Annotated in this window: 16 protein-coding genes; 7 read left to right on the top strand and 9 right to left on the bottom strand. The window is 64.2% G+C overall.

Features of this window, described 5'->3' with window-relative positions:
* Window positions 1-4 precede the first annotated feature (4 nt).
* Window positions 5-931, bottom strand: a complete 927-nt coding sequence (gene urtB, locus ABIB95_RS13210; RefSeq protein WP_085404025.1) for an urea ABC transporter permease subunit UrtB — start codon at window positions 929-931, stop codon at window positions 5-7.
* A gap of 130 nt (window positions 932-1,061) precedes the next feature.
* A complete protein-coding gene (gene urtA / locus ABIB95_RS13205) occupies window positions 1,062-2,321 on the bottom strand; it encodes an urea ABC transporter substrate-binding protein (protein WP_028149118.1) in 1,260 nt (419 codons plus the stop codon).
* 170 nt (window positions 2,322-2,491) lie between these two features.
* On the opposite strand from urtA, the gene ABIB95_RS13200 reads away from it, so the two are divergent.
* Both ABIB95_RS13200 and ABIB95_RS13195 read left to right on the top strand, forming a co-directional pair.
* Entirely contained in the window at window positions 2,492-5,863 is a 3,372-nt protein-coding gene (locus ABIB95_RS13200; RefSeq protein WP_354239865.1) for a hybrid sensor histidine kinase/response regulator, read from the top strand.
* The gene (locus ABIB95_RS13195; RefSeq protein ID WP_354239863.1) at window positions 5,847-6,773 is read left to right on the top strand and encodes a response regulator; all 927 of its coding nucleotides are present in this window, start codon (window positions 5,847-5,849) and stop codon (window positions 6,771-6,773) included. Before ABIB95_RS13200 ends, ABIB95_RS13195 begins: the two co-directional genes overlap by 17 nt.
* Before the next feature lie 243 nt (window positions 6,774-7,016).
* Here the strand turns inward: ABIB95_RS13195 and ABIB95_RS13190 are convergent, their stop codons facing one another.
* Both ABIB95_RS13190 and ABIB95_RS13185 read right to left on the bottom strand, forming a co-directional pair.
* Entirely contained in the window at window positions 7,017-8,519 is a 1,503-nt protein-coding gene (locus ABIB95_RS13190) for a flavin-containing monooxygenase (RefSeq protein ID WP_354239861.1), read from the bottom strand.
* Between the two features lie 125 nt (window positions 8,520-8,644).
* Window positions 8,645-9,403 (bottom strand): S1 family peptidase, encoded by a 759-nt coding sequence (locus ABIB95_RS13185; RefSeq protein WP_063980005.1) that lies wholly within the window; start codon window positions 9,401-9,403, stop codon window positions 8,645-8,647.
* A 108-nt stretch (window positions 9,404-9,511) separates the two neighbouring features.
* Here ABIB95_RS13185 and ABIB95_RS13180 point away from each other — a divergent pair, with 108 nt between their 5' ends.
* Window positions 9,512-10,147 carry an HAD-IA family hydrolase gene (locus ABIB95_RS13180; RefSeq protein ID WP_354239856.1) on the top strand — a complete coding sequence of 212 codons (636 nt, stop codon included), beginning with the start codon at window positions 9,512-9,514 and terminating at the stop codon, window positions 10,145-10,147.
* A 122-nt stretch (window positions 10,148-10,269) separates the two neighbouring features.
* On the opposite strand, the gene mtnA is transcribed toward ABIB95_RS13180, so the two are convergent.
* The 3 genes from mtnA to ABIB95_RS13165 form a co-directional block, all read right to left on the bottom strand.
* On the bottom strand, window positions 10,270-11,379 hold the full coding sequence (gene mtnA / locus ABIB95_RS13175; RefSeq protein ID WP_354239854.1) for an S-methyl-5-thioribose-1-phosphate isomerase: 1,110 nt from the start codon (window positions 11,377-11,379) through the stop codon (window positions 10,270-10,272).
* Between the two features lie 18 nt (window positions 11,380-11,397).
* On the bottom strand, window positions 11,398-12,273 hold the full coding sequence (locus ABIB95_RS13170) for an S-methyl-5'-thioadenosine phosphorylase (protein ID WP_354239852.1): 876 nt from the start codon (window positions 12,271-12,273) through the stop codon (window positions 11,398-11,400).
* A gap of 178 nt (window positions 12,274-12,451) precedes the next feature.
* The gene (locus ABIB95_RS13165; protein ID WP_354239850.1) at window positions 12,452-12,724 is read right to left on the bottom strand and encodes a phosphopantetheine-binding protein; all 273 of its coding nucleotides are present in this window, start codon (window positions 12,722-12,724) and stop codon (window positions 12,452-12,454) included.
* Between the two features lie 358 nt (window positions 12,725-13,082).
* On the opposite strand from ABIB95_RS13165, the gene ABIB95_RS13160 reads away from it, so the two are divergent.
* The 4 genes from ABIB95_RS13160 (at window position 13,083) to ABIB95_RS13145 (ending at window position 19,568) form a co-directional block, all read left to right on the top strand.
* Window positions 13,083-14,300 (top strand): acyl-CoA dehydrogenase family protein, encoded by a 1,218-nt coding sequence (locus tag ABIB95_RS13160; RefSeq protein WP_354239848.1) that lies wholly within the window; start codon window positions 13,083-13,085, stop codon window positions 14,298-14,300.
* Between the two features lie 65 nt (window positions 14,301-14,365).
* The gene (locus ABIB95_RS13155; RefSeq protein ID WP_354239846.1) at window positions 14,366-15,346 is read left to right on the top strand and encodes an amino acid--[acyl-carrier-protein] ligase; all 981 of its coding nucleotides are present in this window, start codon (window positions 14,366-14,368) and stop codon (window positions 15,344-15,346) included.
* A 95-nt stretch (window positions 15,347-15,441) separates the two neighbouring features.
* Complete coding sequence (locus tag ABIB95_RS13150; RefSeq protein WP_354239844.1) at window positions 15,442-16,317, top strand: GNAT family N-acetyltransferase; 876 nt, start codon at window positions 15,442-15,444, stop codon at window positions 16,315-16,317.
* A 383-nt stretch (window positions 16,318-16,700) separates the two neighbouring features.
* Window positions 16,701-19,568 carry a PAS-domain containing protein gene (locus tag ABIB95_RS13145; protein ID WP_354239842.1) on the top strand — a complete coding sequence of 956 codons (2,868 nt, stop codon included), beginning with the start codon at window positions 16,701-16,703 and terminating at the stop codon, window positions 19,566-19,568.
* A gap of 32 nt (window positions 19,569-19,600) precedes the next feature.
* Here ABIB95_RS13145 and ABIB95_RS13140 read toward each other — a convergent pair whose 3' ends face one another.
* Together ABIB95_RS13140 and ABIB95_RS13135 are read right to left on the bottom strand one after the other, a co-directional pair.
* Window positions 19,601-19,900, bottom strand: a complete 300-nt coding sequence (locus tag ABIB95_RS13140; protein WP_038942196.1) for a hypothetical protein — start codon at window positions 19,898-19,900, stop codon at window positions 19,601-19,603.
* A 126-nt stretch (window positions 19,901-20,026) separates the two neighbouring features.
* A complete protein-coding gene (locus ABIB95_RS13135) occupies window positions 20,027-20,497 on the bottom strand; it encodes a MarR family winged helix-turn-helix transcriptional regulator (RefSeq protein ID WP_028149135.1) in 471 nt (156 codons plus the stop codon).
* Window position 20,498 lies beyond the last annotated feature (1 nt).

Here is a 20,498-nt window from a genome sequence, read left to right as displayed (position 1 = left end):
TTTCTCACTTGCGGACCTTGAGGGCGAACAGCCCTTGCGGCCGCAGCATCAGGATTCCGACAACCGCGAGCAGCGTCAGCACTTTCGCCATCGAGCCCGACATGAAGAACTCGAGGGTCGATTGCGTCTGCGAGATCGAGAAGGCCGAGGCGATGGTGCCGATCAAACTGGCGGCGCCGCCGAACACGACCACCAGGAACGTATCGACGATGTAGAGCTGTCCGGAGGTTGGCCCGGTGGAGCCAATCATCGTAAAGGCGCTGCCGGCGACACCGGCGATGCCGCAACCGAGACCGAAGGTGTAGCGATCGACCTTTTCGGTGTTGATGCCGACGGCTCCGGCCATGATGCGGTTCTGCACGACGGCGCGGACCTGGCGGCCCCAGCGCGACTTGTACATGACATAGGCGACGCCGATGGTGATCAGCAAAGTGAGGCACATCACGAAGACGCCGTTGATCGGCACCTCGATGCTGTCGGTGACGTGCAGCGAGCCGAGCATCCATTGCGGCAGCTCGACGCCGACCTCGCGCGCGCCGAACACGGAACGATAGGCCTGCTGCAGCATCAGGCTGAGGCCCCAGGTCGCAAGCAACGTATCGAGCGGGCGCTTGTAGAGATGCCGTATCAGCACCCACTCCACCAGCATTCCCAGCGCGCCGGATGCGACGAAGGCCAGGATCATCGCCAGGAAGAAGTAGCCGCTGAACAGGCTCGGCAGATAGGCCTGGAAGAAATTCGAGGTCATCCAGGTGACGTAGGCCCCGAGGATCATGAACTCGCCATGGGCCATGTTGATGACGCCCATCTGGCCGAAGATGATCGCAAGCCCAAGCGCCATCAGGACGTAGACTGAGAACAGGATCAGTCCTGCAAACCCCTGCATGACGAAGATGGAGCCAAGATCACCAAGCGAATAGTCGCCGAACATCGATGTCCTCCGTCAGGGATAAGGTCCCGCGTCGCGAGCAGGTTCGCGACGCGGGGGTCTTGGGCGTGGATTTGCTGTCCACGCCAGGGAGAGGCTTGGTGTTGAGGAAAGGCGCGAGCGACGTCGCGACTTACTGGTAACCCTTGGGGAACGGATCCGGCTCGACGAGATCGGCGGTCTCGTAGATCAGCTCGAACTGACCATCGAGCTTGGCGCGCCCCACCCGGGTCTTCGACCAGAGGTGATGGTTTTCGTGGATGCGGACATAGCCTTCCGGCGCACCCTTGAACTCGACGCCGGGCGATGCCGCCGCGATCTTGTCGACGTCGAAGGAGCCCGCCTTCTCCACCGTCAACTTCCACAGCCACGGGCCGAGATAGGCAGCCTGGGTGACGTCTCCGATCACGGTCTTCTCGCCCCACATCTTCTTGAACGCGGGCACGAAGGTCTTGTTGTTGGGATTATCGAGCGACTGGAAGTACTTCATGCAGGCATAGGCGCCCGCGATGTTCTCGCCGCCGATGCCGTCGATCTCGTCTTCGGTCACCGAGATCGTCAGCAGCGCCTGCTTGGAGAGGTCGATGCCGGCGGCCTTGAGCTGCTTGTAGAACGCGACGTTCGAGCCGCCGACGACGTCGGTGAAGATCACGTCGGGCTTGGTCAGCTTGATCTTGTTGATGACCGAATTGAACTGGGTGTTACCGAGCGGATAATACTCCTCGCCGACGACCTTGCCCTTCAGCACGTTCTCGACGTGCTTGCGCGCGATCTTGTTCGAGGTGCGCGGCCAGATGTAGTCGGAGCCGATGAAGAAGAACGACTTGGCGCCCTTTTCCTTGGCGATCCAGTTCAGGCCGGCGAGAATCTGCTGGGTCGCTTCCTGGCCGGTGTAGATCACGTTCTTGGACTGCTCGAGGCCTTCATAGAAGGTCGGGTAGTAGAGCATGCCGTTGTATTGCTCCATAACCGGCAGCACGGCCTTGCGGGATGCGGAGGTCCAGCAGCCCATGATCGCCGCGACCTTGTCGTTGACGAGCAGCTTCTTGGCCTTTTCCGCAAAGGTCGGCCAGTCGCTGGCGCCGTCTTCCTGGATGAACTTGATCTTGCGCCCGAGCACGCCGCCCATGGCGTTGATCTGCTCGATAGCGAGCTTTTCGGCTTCAATCGAGCCGGTCTCGGAGATGGCCATGGTGCCGGTCGCCGAGTGCAGGATGCCGACCGTGACCTCGGTGTCGGTGACCGCGAGGCCCGTGGTGTTGACCGCCGAGGTCGCCGGGGCCTGCGCAAAGGACGCCCTCGGCAGCATCGTGATGGCCGGCACGGCGGCCATTCCCATCAATAGTTTACGCCGGAGCGGCGACAACAGACCCTTGTTTGCTTCGTCTGACATGAGCACCCCACTTTTGTTCGAGGACACGCGATTGGTGCCGTGAGGATGGCTCGAATTTGTGCAGCGCAAGCATACGCAAGATCGCGTATACTGCACCGCAAAATACCGACGTAGGCTTTTGGTACGGAATTTGCGAGGCGTCCGGGTCCGTATCGAGAGTGGGGTAACGAGTGGCAGGGCGGCAGCGAATAGACCGCGTCAGGCGCCAGTACAACCAGTGGGTCGCCAACCAGACGCTGGAAGACTACGCGCTGCGCTTCACCGCCAAGAGCGCGCGTCGCTGGTCTGCCGCCCGTGTCGCCAACACTGCACTCGGCGCCATCTCCTTCCTGGCGCTGGAAGCGATCGGCGGCACCATCACGCTGAACTACGGCGTCACCAACGCCAGCGCCGCGATCCTCGTCGTCTCCATCATCATCTTCTTCTGCGGCGTGCCGATTGCCTATTACGCAGCCAAATGCGGCATCGACATTGACCTGCTCACCCGCGGCGCCGGCTTCGGCTATATCGGCTCGACCGTCACCTCGCTGATCTACGCCTCCTTCACCTTCATCTTCTTCGCCATCGAGGCGGTGATCCTGGCAACGGCGCTGGAGATGTGCTTCGGCATTCCGCGCCCGATCGGCTACCTCATCAGCGCGGTGGCGATCATTCCGCTCGTGACCTACGGCATCACGCTGATCAGCCGCTTCCAGCTCTGGACGCAGCCGATCTGGATCATCCTGCACATCCTGCCCTTCGCCGCGATCGCCTGGGCCAACCCCTACTCGTTCACGGAGTGGCGCAAGTTCGCCGGCGAGCACGGCGACCCGAGCGGACATTTCGATCTGCTGCTGTTCGGTGTCGCATCCTCGGTGGTGTTCTCGCTGGTGGCGCAGATCGGCGAGCAGGTCGACTTCCTCCGGTTTCTGCCGCGCGACCGCCGCACGTCGCGAACGTCGTGGTGGATCGCCCTGCTGATCGCGGGCCCGGGCTGGATCATCTTCGGCGCACTGAAATTGTTGCTGGGCTCGTTTCTCGCCTTCTTTGCGCTAAGCCACGGCCTCTCGGGCGAGCTGGCGGCCGAGCCCGCGCACATGTATCTCGAAGCGTTTCGCTACGTGCTGTCGCAGCCGGATCTGGCGCTGGCGCTCACCGGCATGTTCGTGATCCTGTCGCAGCTCAAGATCAACGTCACCAATGCCTATGCCGGCTCGATCGCCTGGTCGAACTTCTTCTCGCGTCTGACGCACAGCCATCCCGGCCGGGTGGTCTGGCTGGTGTTCAACGTGATGGTGGCGCTGCTGTTGATGGAGATCGGCGTCTACAAGGCGCTGGAGCAGACGCTGGCGCTCTATTCCAACGTCGCGATCGCGTGGGTCGGCGCGCTCGTCGCCGATCTCGTCGTCAACAAGCCGCTCGGCCTGCGCCCGCAGCAGATGGAGTTCAAGCGCGCCCATCTCTACGACATCAATCCGGTCGGCGTCGGCGCCATGACGATCGCGACCATCGTCTCGATCGCGGCGTTCTATGGCCTGTTCGGCCCGACCATGAAGTCGCTCGCAGCCTTCGTCGCGCTGACGGTCGCCTTCGTCACCGCGCCCGTCATCGCCTGGCTCACCGACGGAAAATACTATATCGCGCGCAAGCCGAAGAAGAGCTGGGCCAATATCGAGTCGATCCAGTGCTGTATCTGCGAGCACAGTTTCGAGCCGGAGGATATGACGTCCTGCCCCGCTTACGCCGGCCCGATCTGCTCGCTGTGCTGCTCGCTCGATGCACGCTGTCACGACCTCTGCAAGCCGCATGCGCGGGCGCAGGTGCAGTTCGCCGAAGCGCTCGGCAAGATTCTTCCCGAACCGATCTACCGGCGGATCAACTCGCAGTTTGGCCACTATATCGGCGTGTTCGTGGTCTCCGCCGGCCTCGTCGCGCTGGTGCTGGGACTGATTTATCTCCAGACCTCGGCGAGCGTGCCCGGCGAGAATTTGCTCGTCTCGAACGTGCTCTGGAAGGTGTTCTTCTCGCTCAGCATCATCATCGGCGTGGTGGCCTGGCTGTTCGTGCTGGCGCAGCAGAGCCGCCGTGCCGCCGAGGCCGAGACACGGCGGCAGACGACGCTGCTGATTCAGGAGATCGACGCGCACAAGCGCACCGACGCCGAGCTTCAGCGCGCCAAGGAGGTCGCCGAATCCGCCAACCTCGCCAAGAGCCGCTACGTGGTGGGGCTGAGCCACGAGCTGCGCTCGCCGCTGAACGCGATCAGCGGCTATGCCCAGCTCCTGGAGCAGGACGCGACGCTCAACACCAAGCCGCGCGACCAGGTCCGCGTCGTCCGTCGCAGCGCCGATCACCTCTCCGGCCTGATCGACGGCATCCTGGATATTTCCAAGATCGAGGCGGGGCGGCTGTATCTGTCGCGCGACGAGGTGCGGCTGAGCGATTTCCTCGACCAGCTCGTCGGCATGTTCCGTCTCCAGGCGGCCGCCAAGGGCATCGACTTCGTGTTCAGGCGGCCCGCGCATTTACCGGTCGTGGTCTATGCCGACGAGAAGCGGCTGCGCCAGGTGCTGATCAACCTGCTCTCCAACGCGATCAAGTTCACCCAGACCGGCAGCGTGCAGTTCGTCGTGCACTATCGCAGCCCCGTTGCCGAGTTCGAAGTGATCGACACCGGCCCCGGCATCCAGGGCGACGACCTCGAACGCATCTTTGCACCCTTCGAGCGTGGCGCGCTCGGCGTCTCGCAGCCTCAGACCGGCACCGGGCTGGGCCTGACCATCAGCCGGCTGCTCGCCGGCGTCATGGGCGGCGACATCAAGGTCCTGAGCACGGTTGGCGCCGGGAGCACCTTCAAGGTCAAGATCCTGCTGTCGGAAGTCGCCAATCCGCTGCGCATCGCGCCGGTGGAGGCGCCGGTCTCCGGCTATCGGGGCGCACGCAAGACCATCCTCATCACCGACGACGACCCCGTGCATCGCGACCTCCTGCGCGAGGTGCTGGCGCCGCTCGGCTTCATCCTGCTCAGTGCACCCGATGGGCCAGCATGCCTCGCGCTGGCGCAGCATTGCCGGCCCGACCTGTTCCTGCTCGACATCTCGATGCCTGCCATGGACGGCTGGGCCGTCGCGGAGGCCTTACGCGCGAGCGGCCATCACCAGGCGCGCATCCTGATGGTGTCGGCGAGCGCGCTGGAGGCTCACGGCACGCCGCTGGCACAGCCCTTCCACGACGGCTATCTGATGAAGCCGATCGACATCCCGCGGCTGCTGGAGACGATCCGTCAGCTCCTGAAGATCGAATGGCAGTACGGCGCGGACCAGATCGCGGTGCCGTTCTGGCGGCTCGAGAGCGGATCAAGGCCACCGGTGCGGCACATCGAGGCGCTGATGGGGCTGGGCCAGATCGGCTACGTCAAGGGCATCCAGTTGAAGCTGGACGAGATCGGCAGCGAGCACCCCGAGCATGCCGACTTCGTCGCGGAAATGCGGTCGCTGGTCGACCGCTTCGATCTCGACCGGTACATGGCCACATTGAAGACGTTGCATGCGCATGAGCATTGAGTCGAGGAAGCGCGATGTCGCGCTCGTTGTCGATGACTCCCCGGAGACGCTGCGGCTGCTCACCGACGCGCTCGACGGCGCCGGGATGACGGTGATGGTGGCGCTCGACGGCGCGGCCGCGATGCGCATCGTCGACCAGATCACGCCCGACATCGTGCTGCTGGACGCCGTGATGCCCGGCATGGACGGATTCGAGACCTGCCGCCGGCTCAAGCGCGATGCGGGCGTTGCCAACGTGCCCGTGATCTTCATGACGGGCCTCGCCGAGACCGAGCACATCGTGCGTGGGCTGGAGGCCGGCGGCGTCGACTACGTGACAAAACCGATTGTGATCGAGGAGATGCTGGCGCGCATCCGTGTCCATCTCGGCAACGCCCGCCTGACCCAGAGCGCGCGCGCCGCGCTCGACGTCTCCGGCCGCTTCCTGTTCGCGGTCAACCGCCAGGGCCACATCCTTTGGGCCACCCCGCAGGCGCAAAAACTGCTGGCCGATCATCATGGCGCGCAGACCGACGACTTCGTCCTGCCGCCATCACTGCTGCAATGGCTGGAGCAGGCGAAGGACAAGGGCAGCGCGAAGTCGCAGGCGGCTCCCCTGCCCGACAATCCGCAACTGCGGCTCTACTACATGGGCGAAACCGCGCCGAACGAGTTCCTGCTGCGGCTGTCCAAGGAGTCCGGCACTGCGCTGCCGCCCGAATTCACCAGCGAGCTCGGCCTCACCACCCGCGAGGGCGAAGTGCTGGCCTGGCTCAGCAAGGGCAAGACCAACCGCGACATCGCGCAGATTCTGGGCTTGAGCCCGCGCACCGTGGACAAGCACCTGGAGCAGATCTACGCCAAGCTCGGCGTGGAGAACCGGACCGCGGCGGCGGCGATTGCAACGAATGCGACGCGAAGGAATTCGTAGCGATACTGCAAGCGAGTTGAGACGCAGTTCACCCAACCGACAGTGTCGTCCCGGGGCGCGAAGCGAGCCCGGGACCCATAACCACAGGAAGTGGTTTGGCGAAGACTCGGAGTGACCAGCCAGCCCTATAACCGCTGCCCGGGAGTATGGGTCCCGGGCTCGCTTCGCGCCCCGGGACGACAGTTGAGAGTGTGGCGAGTGAGAGTGTGGCGAGAATCCCCGCCCCTCACGCCGACGGCGCCGTCATCCGTAAACAAACGCCCCGTCATCCAGATCCGTCTTCGGGATCTCGTCCTTCTCGGTCCAGTAATCCTGGCTGTGCTGCCATTCCGGCTTGTCGCCGCGCTTGGGGAGCAGGTCCATGTTGCGCATGATGTAGCCGGGGTTGAAGTTTTCCGGATCGATCCAGGGCAGGATCGGCATGTTGTGGTCCTCAGGCCGCAGCCTGACCTCGACCTTCTTCGTGCCCTTGGCCTTCATGTGGCCGAGCAGCCGGCAGACGAAATCGGCGACGACGTCGACGCGCAGCGTCCAGCTCGCACGGAAATAGCCGAACACCCAGACCATGTTCGGCACGCCCGTGAACATCATGCCGCGATAGGTCACGGTGTCGCCGAAGGCGAGCGGCTTGCCGTCGATCTCGAAGGCGATGTCACCGAGCGCCGCAAGATTGAAGCCGGTTGCGGTGACGACGACGTCGGCTTCCAGCAGCTTGCCGGACTTGAGCTGGATGCCGTTCTCGACGAAACATTCGATCTCGTCGGTGACGACGGAGGCCTTGCCGCTGGCGATGCCCTTGAACAGATCGGCATCGGGCACAAAGGCGATACGCTGCCGCCACGGCCGGTAGGTCGGCGTGAAATGCGTTTCGACGTCGTAGTCCGGACCGAGAACCGCGCGGATCTGGCCGATCAGATCCTTTTTCACCTGCTCCGGCTTGGCAATGCAGAGCTTTGTGAAAGCATCCTGCTCGAACAATATTTTGCGGCGGACGATCTCGTGGATCCACTCCTCGTCGACCTGAAGCCGGCGCAGCTCCTCGGCGATCTCGATCGCGTTGCGGCCGAGCCGGAAATAGGTCGGCGAGCGCTGCAGCATGGTGACATGCGCGCAGGCGTCGGCGATGTTCGGCACCAGCGTCGCCGCGGTCGCGCCCGAGCCGATCACGACGACCTTCTTGTTCGCGAGCTCGATATCGTCGGGCCAGCTCTGCGGATGGACGATGCGGCCCTTGAAGCGGTCCATGCCCTTCCATTCCGGCGTGTAGCCTTCGGAATGGCGATAATAGCCCTGGCACATCCAGAGGAAGTTGGCGGTGAACGTTTTCGCCTCGCCGGTGTCGGTCGTCGTCGCCTCGATGGTCCAGAGATTTTGCTCGCTCGACCAGCTCGCGGAATTGATCTGGTGCTTGTAGCGGATGTGCGGGGCGATATCGTTGTCTTCGATCACCTCGTTCATGTAGGTGAGGATTTCCTCGGCGGTCGCGATCGGCGGGCCGACCCAGGGCTTGAAGCTGTAACCGAAGGTATGGAGATCGCTGTCCGAACGAATGCCGGGATAGCGATGCGTGCTCCAGGTGCCGCCGAACGTCGCCTGCGTTTCCAGGATGACGTAGCTCGTGCCGGGAAGCTGCTTTTCGATGTGATAGGCGCTGCCGATGCCGGAGATGCCGGCACCGACGATCAGCACGTCGAAATGTTCAGAGGCCTGCTTGGTTGTGGCGTGACTGCGGACAGCGACATTCATTGTTGCTTCTATGCCTTGCTTGTTTTTGTGGCCGCCCTTGACCGGACGGCGCGTTTCCTCCGCGACGGGCATGGTCGCCCATCGCGCTTCCACTTCAAAATGACACAGATCAATTCGCGGTCAAACTATAACGCCGCACCCCAGCTCCGCGCGGTCTGCAAAATCCAGTCGCGATAGAGCGTGAGCGGCGTGACGCCGGTCAATCCGCCGCAGCCGGCGGCGCCGTTCGGCCCCGTGGACCAGCTGATGACGCCGACAAGCACCGGGCCGTTCGGCTTGTCCTCGAACACCGGACCGCCGGAATCGCCGGTGCAGGCGCCAATTCCGTCGCGAACACCGTTGGTTACGGGATCGACCAGCCGGATCTGGAACGTGCCGGGCTGGCCCGTGGCCACGAGCCCGGCAACGCGCGTCGCGCCGCCGCTCTTGCCGTCGCCACGCACGGTGACGCCGATACCGGCGATGACGAAGCGGCTGCCGACCTGGATTGGAATGGTCGGCGCACCGACCGACACCGTCGATTTTCCCTTGAGTGGAATTTCCAGTTGCAACAATGCCACGTCCGCGGTGGCGCGATGCGCCTGCATTGCCTGCATGTTGAAGTTCGGATGGATCGCGACGGTGCGCACGTTCAGCAATTGCGGCGCACCGTCAGCGCCGCGATCGACGATCTTGTAGTCCGCGCCGGGCTGCACGCAGTGGGCAACCGTCAGCACGACCTTCGGAGCGATCAGACTGCCGGTGCAGAAATTGCCACGCGAGCCAACGATGGTGACGACCGCGCGCGCGACACCATCGGCCTGCGGCGTGCCGCCGCCGACGATGGCGTGTGCGGGCGTGGCGAGCAGCAGCGCGGCTGCGATGAGGGTTGCAAGCTTCTTCATGGGAACACGCTTTGGCGTCAGCATCGGTGACGGCGGGATTGCTTCGGACTGGCCCTTGCCGATAGCGCATGCTAGCGCTCTTGGAAAGGAATTGACGAGGGCGGGATCTTGACGATCGAGGCTGTGATCTTTGATTTTGGCGGCGTGCTGACGAGCTCGCCATTCGAGGCGTTCGCGCGGTACGAGACCGAGCGCGGTCTCCCCGTCGACATCATCCGGCGCACCAACGCCGCCAATCATCTGGAAAACGCCTGGGCCAAGTTCGAGCGGGCCGAGGTCGATATCGACACCTTCGACAAGCTCTTCGCCGAAGAATCGCGCGCGCTCGGCGCAGAGGTGCGCGGCCGCGACGTGCTGCCGCTGCTTCAGGGCGATCTGCGTCCCGAGATGGTCGAGGCCCTGAAGCGCATCAAGGCGCGATTCAAGACCGGCTGCATCACCAACAATCTGCCCGCCAACGCGATCGGCAGCATGACCGGGCGCTCACTCTACATCGCCGAGGTGATGGTTCTGTTCGACCACGTCATCGAATCCGCCAAGATCGGCCTCCGCAAGCCCGACCCGCGCATCTACCAGCTGATGGTGGAGACACTGAAGGTCGACCCGAAGAAGTGCGTCTATCTCGACGATCTCGGCGTCAATTTGAAGCCGGCGCGCGAGATGGGCATGACGACGATCAAGGTGACCGGCGGGACCCAGGCGATTGCCGAGCTCGAGGCGGCGACGGGGCTGAAGCTGCGCTAGTTTAGCCTGTCATTGCGAGGAGCGAAGCGACGAAGCAATCCAGAGTCTTTCCGCGCAGGGATTCTGGATTGCTTCGCTGCGCTCGCAATGACGGCGTGGAGCCATCTCGCCTGGCAGGCTGACTACTCCGCCGCAGCGGCGATCCGCTCGGGAAAGGCAGCCGCCAGCGATGCTCGATCCGGCTTCAGCACGCCGCGCTCCGTGATGAGACCAGTGACCAGCCGCGCCGGCGTCACGTCGAACGCGTAATTCGCGACCGGCGAGCCCTCCGGCACGATGCGCACCGTCTCCAGCCGGCCGTCCGCGGTGCGGCCGGTCATGTCGGTCACCTCCGTGCCGCTGCGCTGCTCGATCGGAATGTCGCGGATGCCGTCATCAACGGCGAAATCGATCGTCGGCGACGGCAACGCGACGTAGAACGGCACGCCGTTGTCGTGTGCTGCAAGCGCCTTCAGATATGTGCCGATCTTGTTGCAGACATCGCCATTGGCGGCGACGCGATCGGTGCCGACGATGGCGAGGTCGACCATGCCGTGCTGCATCAGGTGTCCGCCGGTGTTGTCGGGGATCACGGTGTGCGGCACGCCGTGATGGCCGAGCTCCCAGGCGGTGAGCGAGGCACCCTGGTTGCGCGGACGGGTCTCATCGACCCAGACATGGATTTTGATGCCGCGCTCATGCGCCAGATAGATCGGCGCCGTTGCGGTGCCCCAGTCGACGGTGGCAAGCCAGCCGGCATTGCAATGGGTCAGCACGTTGACCGTCTCGCCCGGCTTCTTCTTTGCGACGATCGCCTCGATCAGCTTCAGGCCGTTACCGGCGATGCCGCGGTTGATCTCGACGTCCTGCTCGACGATCTCGTCGGCGCGCGCATAGGCCGCCTCCGCGCGTTCAACCGGATCGACCGACGCGAGCGCCGTGCGCATCTCGTCCAGCGCCCATTTCAGATTGATCGCGGTCGGCCGCGCCACGACCAGCGTGTCATAGGCACGCTTGAGGCCAGCGTCCGAGGAATCCTCGCGCATGGCCAGCGCCATGCCGTAGGCCGCGGTTGCACCGATCAGCGGCGCGCCGCGCACCAGCATGTCGCGAATGGCGACCGCAGCGTCTTCGCATGAAGTCAGCTTCGCGATGACGAACTCATGCGGCAGGCGGCGCTGGTCGATCGCGCCGACCGACCAGCCATCGCGCTCGCGCCAAATGCTGCGGAAATTCTTGCCGTCAACCTTCATGGCATTCTGCCTTTCGTATCACGCCCGCAGGATGCGCCCGGCCACCGCATCGAGCTTCTTCAAGAGCTCGGGATCGCGCGCCTCGGGCGCCGTGATCAGCGCGGTGTCGAGCGCGCGGTCCGAACCGATCGGGCACAGCTCGTGCTCGCGCGGAAAGTCCCTCGCGAGCCGCGCCACCAGCGCCTTCGCCTTGTCGGCGTTCGAGGTCAGCACGCGGATGATGTCCTGGACGGTGACGGCGTCGTGGTCGGGATGCCAGCAGTCGAAATCCGTCACCATCGCGACCGTGGCGTAGCAGATCTCGGCCTCACGCGCGAGCTTTACCTCGGGCATGTTGGTCATGCCGATCACGGAATAGCCCGATGTCTTGTAGGTCATGCTCTCCGCGTAGGTGGAGAATTGCGGCCCCTCCATGCAGACATACGTGCCGCCGCGCGCAAACGCGATGCCCTCGGCTTCAGCTGCCGCCGCAAGATGGATGCGCAGGCGCGGCGAGACCGGATGCGCCATCGACACATGCGCGACACAGCCCCTGCCGAAGAACGAACTCTCGCGCTTGTGGGTGCGATCGACGAACTGGTCGACGAGAACGAAGGTGCCTGGTGGCAGCTCCTCCCTGAACGAGCCGCAGGCCGACAGCGAGATCAGGTCGGTGACGCCGGCCCGCTTCAGAACATCGATATTGGCGCGATAATTGATGTCGGAGGGCGACAGCCGGTGACCCTTGTCGTGCCGCGGCAGGAACACGATCGGCAGGCCGGCAATGGAGCCGCGCCGCAGGGGGGCCGACGGCTCGCCCCAGGGGCTCTTGATCACTTCTTCGCGCGCGCCCTCGAGACCCGGCAGATCGTAGATGCCGGAGCCACCGATGATGCCCAATACCGCCTGCGTCATGCCTGCTCCACCCGTTCGCCATGTGCGACATGGTTAAGCTATGCCAGTTTTGCGGCGGTTTTGGAACGGGGGCGGTGGGGCGATGCCGGTGCTGTGAGGAGCCTGGAGTGCTCGCCTCACTCTCAGTGTCGTCCCCGACGTTCGCAGGGACGACCCGGGGAGAGATAGGTACGTCTAATTAAGCCGCCGTCGCCAGCTGCAGCTGGGTCGCGACCATCCGCTCCAGCGTCTCGACCGACTGGAAGTTCTCGGGCGTGATCTCGGACTGCGGGATGGTGAAGTCGAACTCGGCTTCGACGCCGAGCATCAGATTGACCATGTCCATCGAGGTCAGGCCCGCATCGACGAGCTTCGCCTGTGGTGTGATGTCCGCGGTGAGCGAGTTCTGCTCGAGGATGCCCTTCACCAGCTTGATGATGCGATCGCGCACGTCGGTATCGAAGGCCTGCATCGGCAAATTCCCATCTGTCTATTCAACGGTCGGACCGGTTGCCGGCTACGATGGGCGCGACGGTCCGATCCCACAATGGGCGCCACCATTACTTCGCCTTTCTTAGTAAACGATGACTCAGATTGTCTGGAATTCCGGGTTCTTCCAGATCCCTAACGCGATCGCGGAATTGTCGGCGATGCAAACAACCCGAACTTAACTGTTCGTTGGGAATTGCGGTTTGTTTACCCTCTATTTCATCGACGAATTTGAATTAAATCCGTAGCCTCGTCTCACAAGCAAAATGGTCGGAGGATCGCTTGCACGGCATCGCGAATGATGCCGGCGATCCTGAACGGCAAACCGGAGGCGGACGAGTATGAACGTGCGTGAAGCAGTCCTCACTGTCGACGAAACGCAAACGAGCTTTCTCGAACACGGCCCCTCCCTCATTGAACGCGCCACCCGGACCGCCACTGCGGCGGCGGCCGACGCGGACGGGGTCGATCGCGACGCCCGCTTCCCCCACAAGGCTTTCGAGGTCGCGCGTGAGCAGAAACTGCTCGGCGTCATGATCCCGGTCGAGTTCGGCGGCCTTGGCGCTTCGATCTACGACGTCACCGACATCTGCTACATGCTCGGGCGCGCCTGCGCCTCGACCGCGATGATCTATGCGATGCACACGACCAAGGTCGCCTGTGTTATCAGGCACGGCCACGGCATCCCCTGGATGGAAACGATGATGCGCCGGGTCGCGCGCGACCAGTGGCTGCTCGCCTCCTCCACCACCGAAGGCCAGAACGGCGGCAACATTCGCGCCAGCGCTGCGGCAGTCGACCACGCCGGCGACGCAGTCTCGCTGGTGCGCGACGCCACCGTGATCTCCTACGGTGCGGAGGCCGACGGCCTCGTTACCATCGCCCGCCGCGCCACCGAGGCCGCCGCCTCCGACCAGGTTCTGCTGGCGCTCGCCAAGGACGATTATTCGCTGAAGCAGACGCAGGGCTGGGAGACGCTCGGCATGCGCGGCACCTGCTCGACCGGCTTCGAGCTGAAGGTCGATTGCCCGGCCGACCGCATCTTCCCGGAATCCTATGACAAGATCCATGCCCAGACCATGACGCCGTTCGCGCATCTGTGCTGGTCCTCGGCCTGGGCCGGCATCGCCGCTGCGGCCGTGACCCGTGCGCAGGCTTTCGTTCGCAAGGCGGCCCGCACCTCGGGCGGCCAGATGCCGCCGGCCGCGGCGCATTTCACGGCCGCGAAGATGTCGCTGGCCAAGCTGCGCGCGCTGATCGCAGCCAATGTCGACACCTTTGCCCGCGCCGAGCATGACGAGCGCGCGCTGAGCTCGCTCGATTTCCAGTCCTCGATCACGCTGTTGAAGGTGCAGGCCTCCGAGCTCGCGGTCGAGACCGTGATGCATGCGATGCGCACCGCGGGCCTCTCCGGCTACCGCAACGACGGCGAGTTCACCATGGGCCGCCACCTGCGCGACGTGCTGTCCTCGCCGATCATGATCAACAACGACCGCATTCTCGCCAATGCCGCCACGTCGACGCTGATGAGCGGCATTCCGGCAAGCCTTCGCGACTAGAAAGCCTTCGCGACTGACGTGCCTTTCGGCCAAAAAGAACAATTTCAGATAGCAGGAAGTCGAACATGAACATTGCTGTTCTCCCCAACTCGCCCGAGACCGCGCCGCAAATCGCAGATCCGCTCGATCATCTCGCCGACAAGCTGTTCCACCCCATGGGCTCGGACGGCGTCTACGCCCGCACCGCGCTCTATGAGGGCGTCGTCGAGCGTCTCGCCGCCCTGATCACGAGCCATCGCGAGGCCGGCACCGAGGTCATGCGCTTTCCGCCGGTGATGAGCCGGGCCCAGCTCGAGAAATCCGGCTATCTCAAGAGCTTTCCGAACCTGCTCGGCTGCGTCTGCGGCCTGCACGGCACCGAACGCGAGATCAACGCGGCGGTGAGCCGCTTCGATGCCGGCGGCGACTGGACTTCATCGCTCTCGCCGGCCGACCTCGTGCTGTCGCCTGCCGCCTGCTACCCGGTCTATCCGATCGCGGCGAGCCGCGGGCCTTTGCCGAAGGGCGGCCTGCGCTTCGACGTCGCCGCCGACTGCTTCCGCCGCGAGCCGTCGAAACATCTGGACCGGCTGCAATCGTTCCGGATGCGCGAATATGTCTGCATCGGCAGCCCCGACGACGTCGCCGATTTCCGCGAGCGCTGGATGGTCCGCGCGCAGGCGATTGCCCGCGACCTCGGCCTGACCTTCCGCGTCGACTATGCCAGCGACCCCTTCTTCGGCCGCGTCGGCCAGATCAAGGCGGTGAGCCAGAAGCAGCAGCAGCTCAAGTTCGAGCTCCTGATCCCGCTCCGCTCGGAGGATCAGCCGACCGCCTGCATGAGCTTCAACTATCACCGCGAGCATTTCGGCACGACCTGGGGCATCCAGGACGCCAATGGCGAACCGGCCCACACCGGTTGCGTCGCCTTCGGCATGGACCGCCTGGCCGTCGCCATGTTCCACACCCACGGCACCGATCTCGCCGCCTGGCCCGCCAAGGTGCGGGAGATCACGGGCATGCAGCCGTTAGCCACGGCCGATGCCCATGGTGAAGGCTGGCGCTAGAGCATGATCCGGAAAAGTGCGGGGCGGTTTTCCGAATAGATCGTGCTGAAACGATAGAGCGAACGAGGCCTCCCATTTCCACGGGTAAAACGAGCGTGATCCACACCAAGGTCCGATGCCGCGAGATCACCGAAGCCGACGTCGATGCGGTCGCGGACCTGCTGACGCGCGGCTTCGTCGGCCGCTCGCGCAACTACTGGATTCAGGGTCTGCGCCGGCAGGCCTTCCGGCCCGTGCCGGAGGGCTATCCGCGCTTCGGCTACATGCTCGACAATGACGGCGCGGCCGTCGGCGTGCTGCTGCTGATCTACACGGCGCGAAAGCACGGAGAAGAGACCGCCATCCAGTGCAATTTGTCGAGCTGGTATGTCGATCCGGCCTACCGCAACTACGCCCCGCTGCTGACCAAGATCGCGCAGCGGCACAAGGATGTCACCTATCTCAACATCAGCCCGGCGCCATGGACCTGGCCGATCATCGAGACGCAGGGCTTTCGTGCCTATTGCCACGGCATCTTCTTCTCCGTGCCCGCCCTCGCGCGCCCTCCGCGCTGGAGCAAGATCGAGGTCATCTCGCAGCACGCCAAGGCGATCGAGGGGCTGACCGACGACGAGACGCAGCTCCTCACGCGGCATGCCCGCTACAATTGCCTCAGCCTGGTCTGCCGCACGCCGAAGGGGACGTTCCCCTTCATCCTGCAGCCGGTGCGCATCCGCCGCGGCTTCATCGCACCGCCCGCGATGAAGCTGATCTATTGCCGCAGCGCCGCCGAATACGCCGCCTGCGCAGGCCGCATCGGCCGGCTGCTGCTGCGACTCGGCAAGATCTCGGTGGCGATCGATTCCAATGGCCCGATTCCCGGCCTCGCCGGCATCTACACCGAGCGGCGCGGGCGCAAGTATTTCAAGGGTCCGCACCGGCCGCAGCTCGGCGACCTCACGGACACGGAACTCGTGCTGTACGGGCCGTAGGGTAAGGTCGGGCCCAACATCCGCTGTCGTCCCTGCCTAGTGCGCAATTGCGCACGGGCGCAGGGACCCATACCGCGTGATCTACCTGTGAGCCCAGACGCCGGTACCGCGGGAAGACCATTCAGGATCAGTCTTCGCCAAACTTCTCCCTGGGGTTATGGGTCCCTGCGTTCGCAGGGACGACAGCGGAGTTTGTCGTGCGCTTACGGCCAACTCTGGCTTGCAGATATCTCGGCATTCGCGCGCTTGGCGCACGCCGCTCCGCATCCCCAGTCACCCTCCGTAAACTACCGCGCTTAAGGGAATTTTCCCGCCTCTTCGTTACGCTCAGTGGCTGAATTACGTTGCGTTAGGTCCATTGCCCGCCGAGACCCGTCGATCCCATGACGCCGATCCGCGATAACGAGCTTGGTGCACGCCACGCAGAGGGCCCGCAGGCCCTCGTCGGGCTGAGCCAGCTTGCGCTCGATCACATGGAGCAGGGCGTCTGCGTCTACGACGCCGACAACCGGATCGTGCTGGTCAACCAGAGCTATCTGTCGCTGTTCGACATGTCGGCCGACATCGTGCATGTCGGCACGAGCTACCGCGAGGTGCTCGCACACAGCGCGGCGCGCGGCAACTTTCCGCAACACGAGATCGACGCGCTGTATACGAAGCGAATCGCGCAGATCGCAGGCGGGAAGCCGTTCCGCACCGAACAGACACTCGCGAGCGGACTCGTCATGGCGCTCGAGCTGAAGCCGCTTCCCGGCGGCGGCTGGATGACGATCTGCGATGACGTCAGCCGCCTCGCCCGGCTCGAGGCGGAATTACGCGTGCAGACGGAGCGCAGCCAGCACGCGCTCGCCAACATGTCGCACGGCCTCATCATGTACGATGGCGACAGCCGTGTCGTCGTCTGCAATGAGCGGTTCCTGAACCTCTACAATCTCGACCCCGACATCGTGAAGCCGGGCGTCTCGCATTGCTCAGTGATCGAACACTGGATGTCGCGCGGCAACCTGCCGGGCATGTCGGCCGACGAGTTCCATGACACCAGGCTGGAGGATGTGCGCAGCAGAAAGGCGAAGACCCTGCTGGTGATGCGCTATGACGGCCGGATGGTGCAGGCGGTGTCCCGCTTCCTGCCCGACGGCGGCTGGGTGACGGTGCATGAGGACGTCACCGAGCGGCTGCAGTACGAAGAAGCGCTGCGGCAACAGAACTTCATCCTCGATGCGGCGCTGGAGAACATGGCGCACGGGCTCGCCTTCTACGACAGCGACATGCGCCTGCGCGTCTGCAACACCACCTACCGCAAGATCTATCGGCTGTCGCCGGAGGAAACCAGGCCTGGCACGCATCTCGGCGAGCTGATCGAGCGGTCGATGGTGAACGAGGCGTTCACTTCCGAATACAGTCCGCAACAGCTGCTGGAAGCCGCCAGCGCGAGGATCGCGAACCACGATTCCTCGCCGATGCGCCGGCGCATGTCGAACGACACCGTGATCTCGGTGCGCTACTGCGCGCTGCCCGAGGGCGGCTTCGTCGCCACCTACGAGGACATCACCGACCGCGAGCGCGCGATCGAAGAGCTGAGCGAGCAATACCGCCGCTTCGACGCGGCGCTGAACAACATGAGCCAGGGCCTGTGCATGCTCGATGCGAGCCTGCGCGTCATCGTCTGCAATCGCCGCTACATCGAGATGTATGGGCTGTCGCCCGACATCGTGAAGCCCGGCATCTCGATGCGCGAGATCATGGAGCATAGCTGCGACCTCGGCATCCATCCGAACACGACCGCCGCGAGGATCTATGCCGACTATGTCGAAAGGCTGCGCGAGGGCGAACACACGCTGCACCGTCACCTGAACGACGGCCGCATCATCAAGCTCAATCACAAGCGGATGGAGCACGGCGGCTGGGTTGTCACCTATGAGGACGTCACCGAGCGCCACAAGGCCCAGGCCCGCGTGGCGCACATGGCGCAGCACGATTCACTCACCGACCTGCCCAACCGCACGCTGTTCCGCGAGAAAATGGGCGAGGGACTGAACCAGGTCGCGATCGCCGGCGGAGCGATGGCCGTGCTGTGCTTCGACCTCGATAATTTCAAGACGGTCAACGACCGCCTCGGCCACGCCGCCGGCGATCGGCTTCTGCGCTGGGTCGCGTCACGACTGAAGGAGAATGTCGGCGAGCATGACACCGTCGCCCGCCTCGGCGGCGACGAGTTCGCCGTTCTCCAGCGCGGACCGCAGCCGCAATCGGCGGAACGGCTCGCCCGCCGCCTGGTCGAGATCATCGGCCACCCGCCGCCGCTGGAAAGCCAGTCGATCCATGTCGGCGTTTCCGTCGGCATCGCGATCGCGCCCGATCACGGGCTCGATGCCGACGAGCTAATGAAATGCGCCGACCTTGCGCTGTACCAGGCCAAGGCCAAGGGGCGCGGCGCCTACCAGCTGTTCGAGCCCGAGATGGAGGAACAGGCGCGCGGCCGGCACGCGCTGGAGCACGATCTGCGTGGCGCGCTTGAGGCACGCGAATTTCACCTCGTGTTCCAGCCGCAGGTGCGGCTCGACACCACCGAGCTCACCGGTTTCGAGGCGCTGCTGCGCTGGAAACACCCCTCGCGCGGCTTGGTCTCGCCGGCCGAATTCATTCCTCTCGCGGAAGAGAACGGGCTGATCGTCCCGATCGGCGAATGGGTGCTGCGCACGGCCTGTGCGACCGCGGCGTCCTGGCCCGATGTCACCGTCGCGGTCAATTTGTCGCCGGTGCAGTTCCGCTCGCGCGGACTGGTGGCGATGGTCACGAGCGCGCTTGCGGAAGCCGGCCTGCCGCCACGGCGGCTCGAGCTCGAGGTCACCGAGACAGCGCTGCTCGACGACAGCGAGGCGACAATCGAGATCCTGCACCAGCTCCGCGCTCTTGGCGTGCGCGTCAGCCTCGACGATTTCGGCGTCGGCTATTCCTCGCTGAGCTATTTGCGCAAGTTTCCGTTCGACCGCATCAAGATCGACCGTTCCTTCGTCGGCACGCTCGGCGAAAGCCCGGAGAGCGTCGCCATCGTCCGCACCATCGCCAGCCTCGGCTCCGTGCTCGGCGTCGAGACCACGGCGGAAGGTGTCGAGACCATCGAGCAACTCGACTTCGTCCGCGAATGCGGCTGCACCGCAGTCCAGGGCTATTATTTCGGCAGGCCGTGCCCGGCAGCCGAGGTCGGCCACACGATCGAGCGACTGAACGCGGTCAGGCGCGTGGCGTGACGCTCCGCTTCACCTCGCCGCTCTCTCTATCGTTACGCCCGACACGACCTCAGGCGATTGAGCGTGGCACGATCGGCCGATGCGAGCGCATTGCTCCACTCCCGTTCGGAGAGGTCTCCGACCAGGCTGGAAAGGCTGATGGCAAGCGCACGAAGCCGCGCATTCTCCTCAAGAAGCAAAAAAACGTCGTTCGACGGGGATTCATCGTCCGAAAAGCTAGCGCCTTCGCAGAGCTGCTGCGACAAGAGTTCGAAAGACTCATCACGCACGATATCTTCGGCAGTGGAAATCAGCTTCTGTCTCTTATGACGCATTAAATCTTCATCACTCATGGCAAATTCCCCAACTCAGGACATGCCTCCAACCGCATTTGGATACATCGATTGAGTCGGCGGCGGATTTGAGTCCGAAATGGGCTCACACGATGTACGCCTCGTGTCTCCCGGCGCCTCGCTTGCTTACTCGTTCGCTTCACCGGCGTCTTTCAGACCGGCTCGCAGTGCGGTCACGACGCGATGGGCCACGTCGATATCCCTGACCGACAATCCATCCGCAAGGCCGTTGACCCAGGGGACCTGCAACCGGCCGGCGGCGTCGTAGACCTGCCTGCCCTTGTCGGTAAGGACCACGAGCTGCGCCCGGCGGTGATGCGGGTTGGTCTCGAACACGACGAGACCATCCCGCTCGAGGTCGTTGACGATGCGCTGCACGTTCTGGCGATTGGCGCCGAGATTGCGGGCGAGCCAGGCGACCGGCTCCGGGCGCTCGGCGTCGGCGATCGCCCCCAGGATCTGCCAGCGCGCACTGGTGAGGCCGAGCGACGTCACCAGCCGGTCGCCAGCGGTCAGAAGCAGGCTGTTGGCGCGGAACAGGTCGAGGATGAGGCCGGTCAGGGCTTCGCCCGCCGGGGTCCGTTTGGTCTTGTTCATT

This window comes from Bradyrhizobium sp. LA2.1 (genome assembly GCF_040547725.1).
GTDB lineage: Bacteria > Pseudomonadota > Alphaproteobacteria > Rhizobiales > Xanthobacteraceae > Bradyrhizobium > Bradyrhizobium barranii.
This window is presented reverse-complemented; position numbering and strand designations above follow the sequence as displayed.

Bases quoted from the DNA above. Each gene is read 5' to 3' on its own strand.
- urtA (WP_028149118.1), bottom strand. From the start codon at position 2,321: ATGTCAGACGAAGCAAACAAGGGTCTGTTGTCGCCGCTCCGGCGTAAA.
- ABIB95_RS13160 (WP_354239848.1), top strand. From the start codon at position 13,083: ATGAACGTGCGTGAAGCAGTCCTCACTGTCGACGAAACGCAAACGAGC.
- ABIB95_RS13155 (WP_354239846.1), top strand. From the start codon at position 14,366: ATGAACATTGCTGTTCTCCCCAACTCGCCCGAGACCGCGCCGCAAATC.
- ABIB95_RS13170 (WP_354239852.1), bottom strand. From the start codon at position 12,273: ATGACGCAGGCGGTATTGGGCATCATCGGTGGCTCCGGCATCTACGAT.
- ABIB95_RS13190 (WP_354239861.1), bottom strand. From the start codon at position 8,519: ATGAATGTCGCTGTCCGCAGTCACGCCACAACCAAGCAGGCCTCTGAA.
- ABIB95_RS13165 (WP_354239850.1), bottom strand. From the start codon at position 12,724: ATGCAGGCCTTCGATACCGACGTGCGCGATCGCATCATCAAGCTGGTG.
- ABIB95_RS13145 (WP_354239842.1), top strand. From the start codon at position 16,701: ATGACGCCGATCCGCGATAACGAGCTTGGTGCACGCCACGCAGAGGGC.
- ABIB95_RS13140 (WP_038942196.1), bottom strand. From the start codon at position 19,900: ATGAGTGATGAAGATTTAATGCGTCATAAGAGACAGAAGCTGATTTCC.
- ABIB95_RS13135 (WP_028149135.1), bottom strand. From the start codon at position 20,497: ATGAACAAGACCAAACGGACCCCGGCGGGCGAAGCCCTGACCGGCCTC.
- ABIB95_RS13195 (WP_354239863.1), top strand. From the start codon at position 5,847: ATGCGCATGAGCATTGAGTCGAGGAAGCGCGATGTCGCGCTCGTTGTC.
- urtB (WP_085404025.1), bottom strand. From the start codon at position 931: ATGTTCGGCGACTATTCGCTTGGTGATCTTGGCTCCATCTTCGTCATG.
- mtnA (WP_354239854.1), bottom strand. From the start codon at position 11,379: ATGAAGGTTGACGGCAAGAATTTCCGCAGCATTTGGCGCGAGCGCGAT.
- ABIB95_RS13185 (WP_063980005.1), bottom strand. From the start codon at position 9,403: ATGAAGAAGCTTGCAACCCTCATCGCAGCCGCGCTGCTGCTCGCCACG.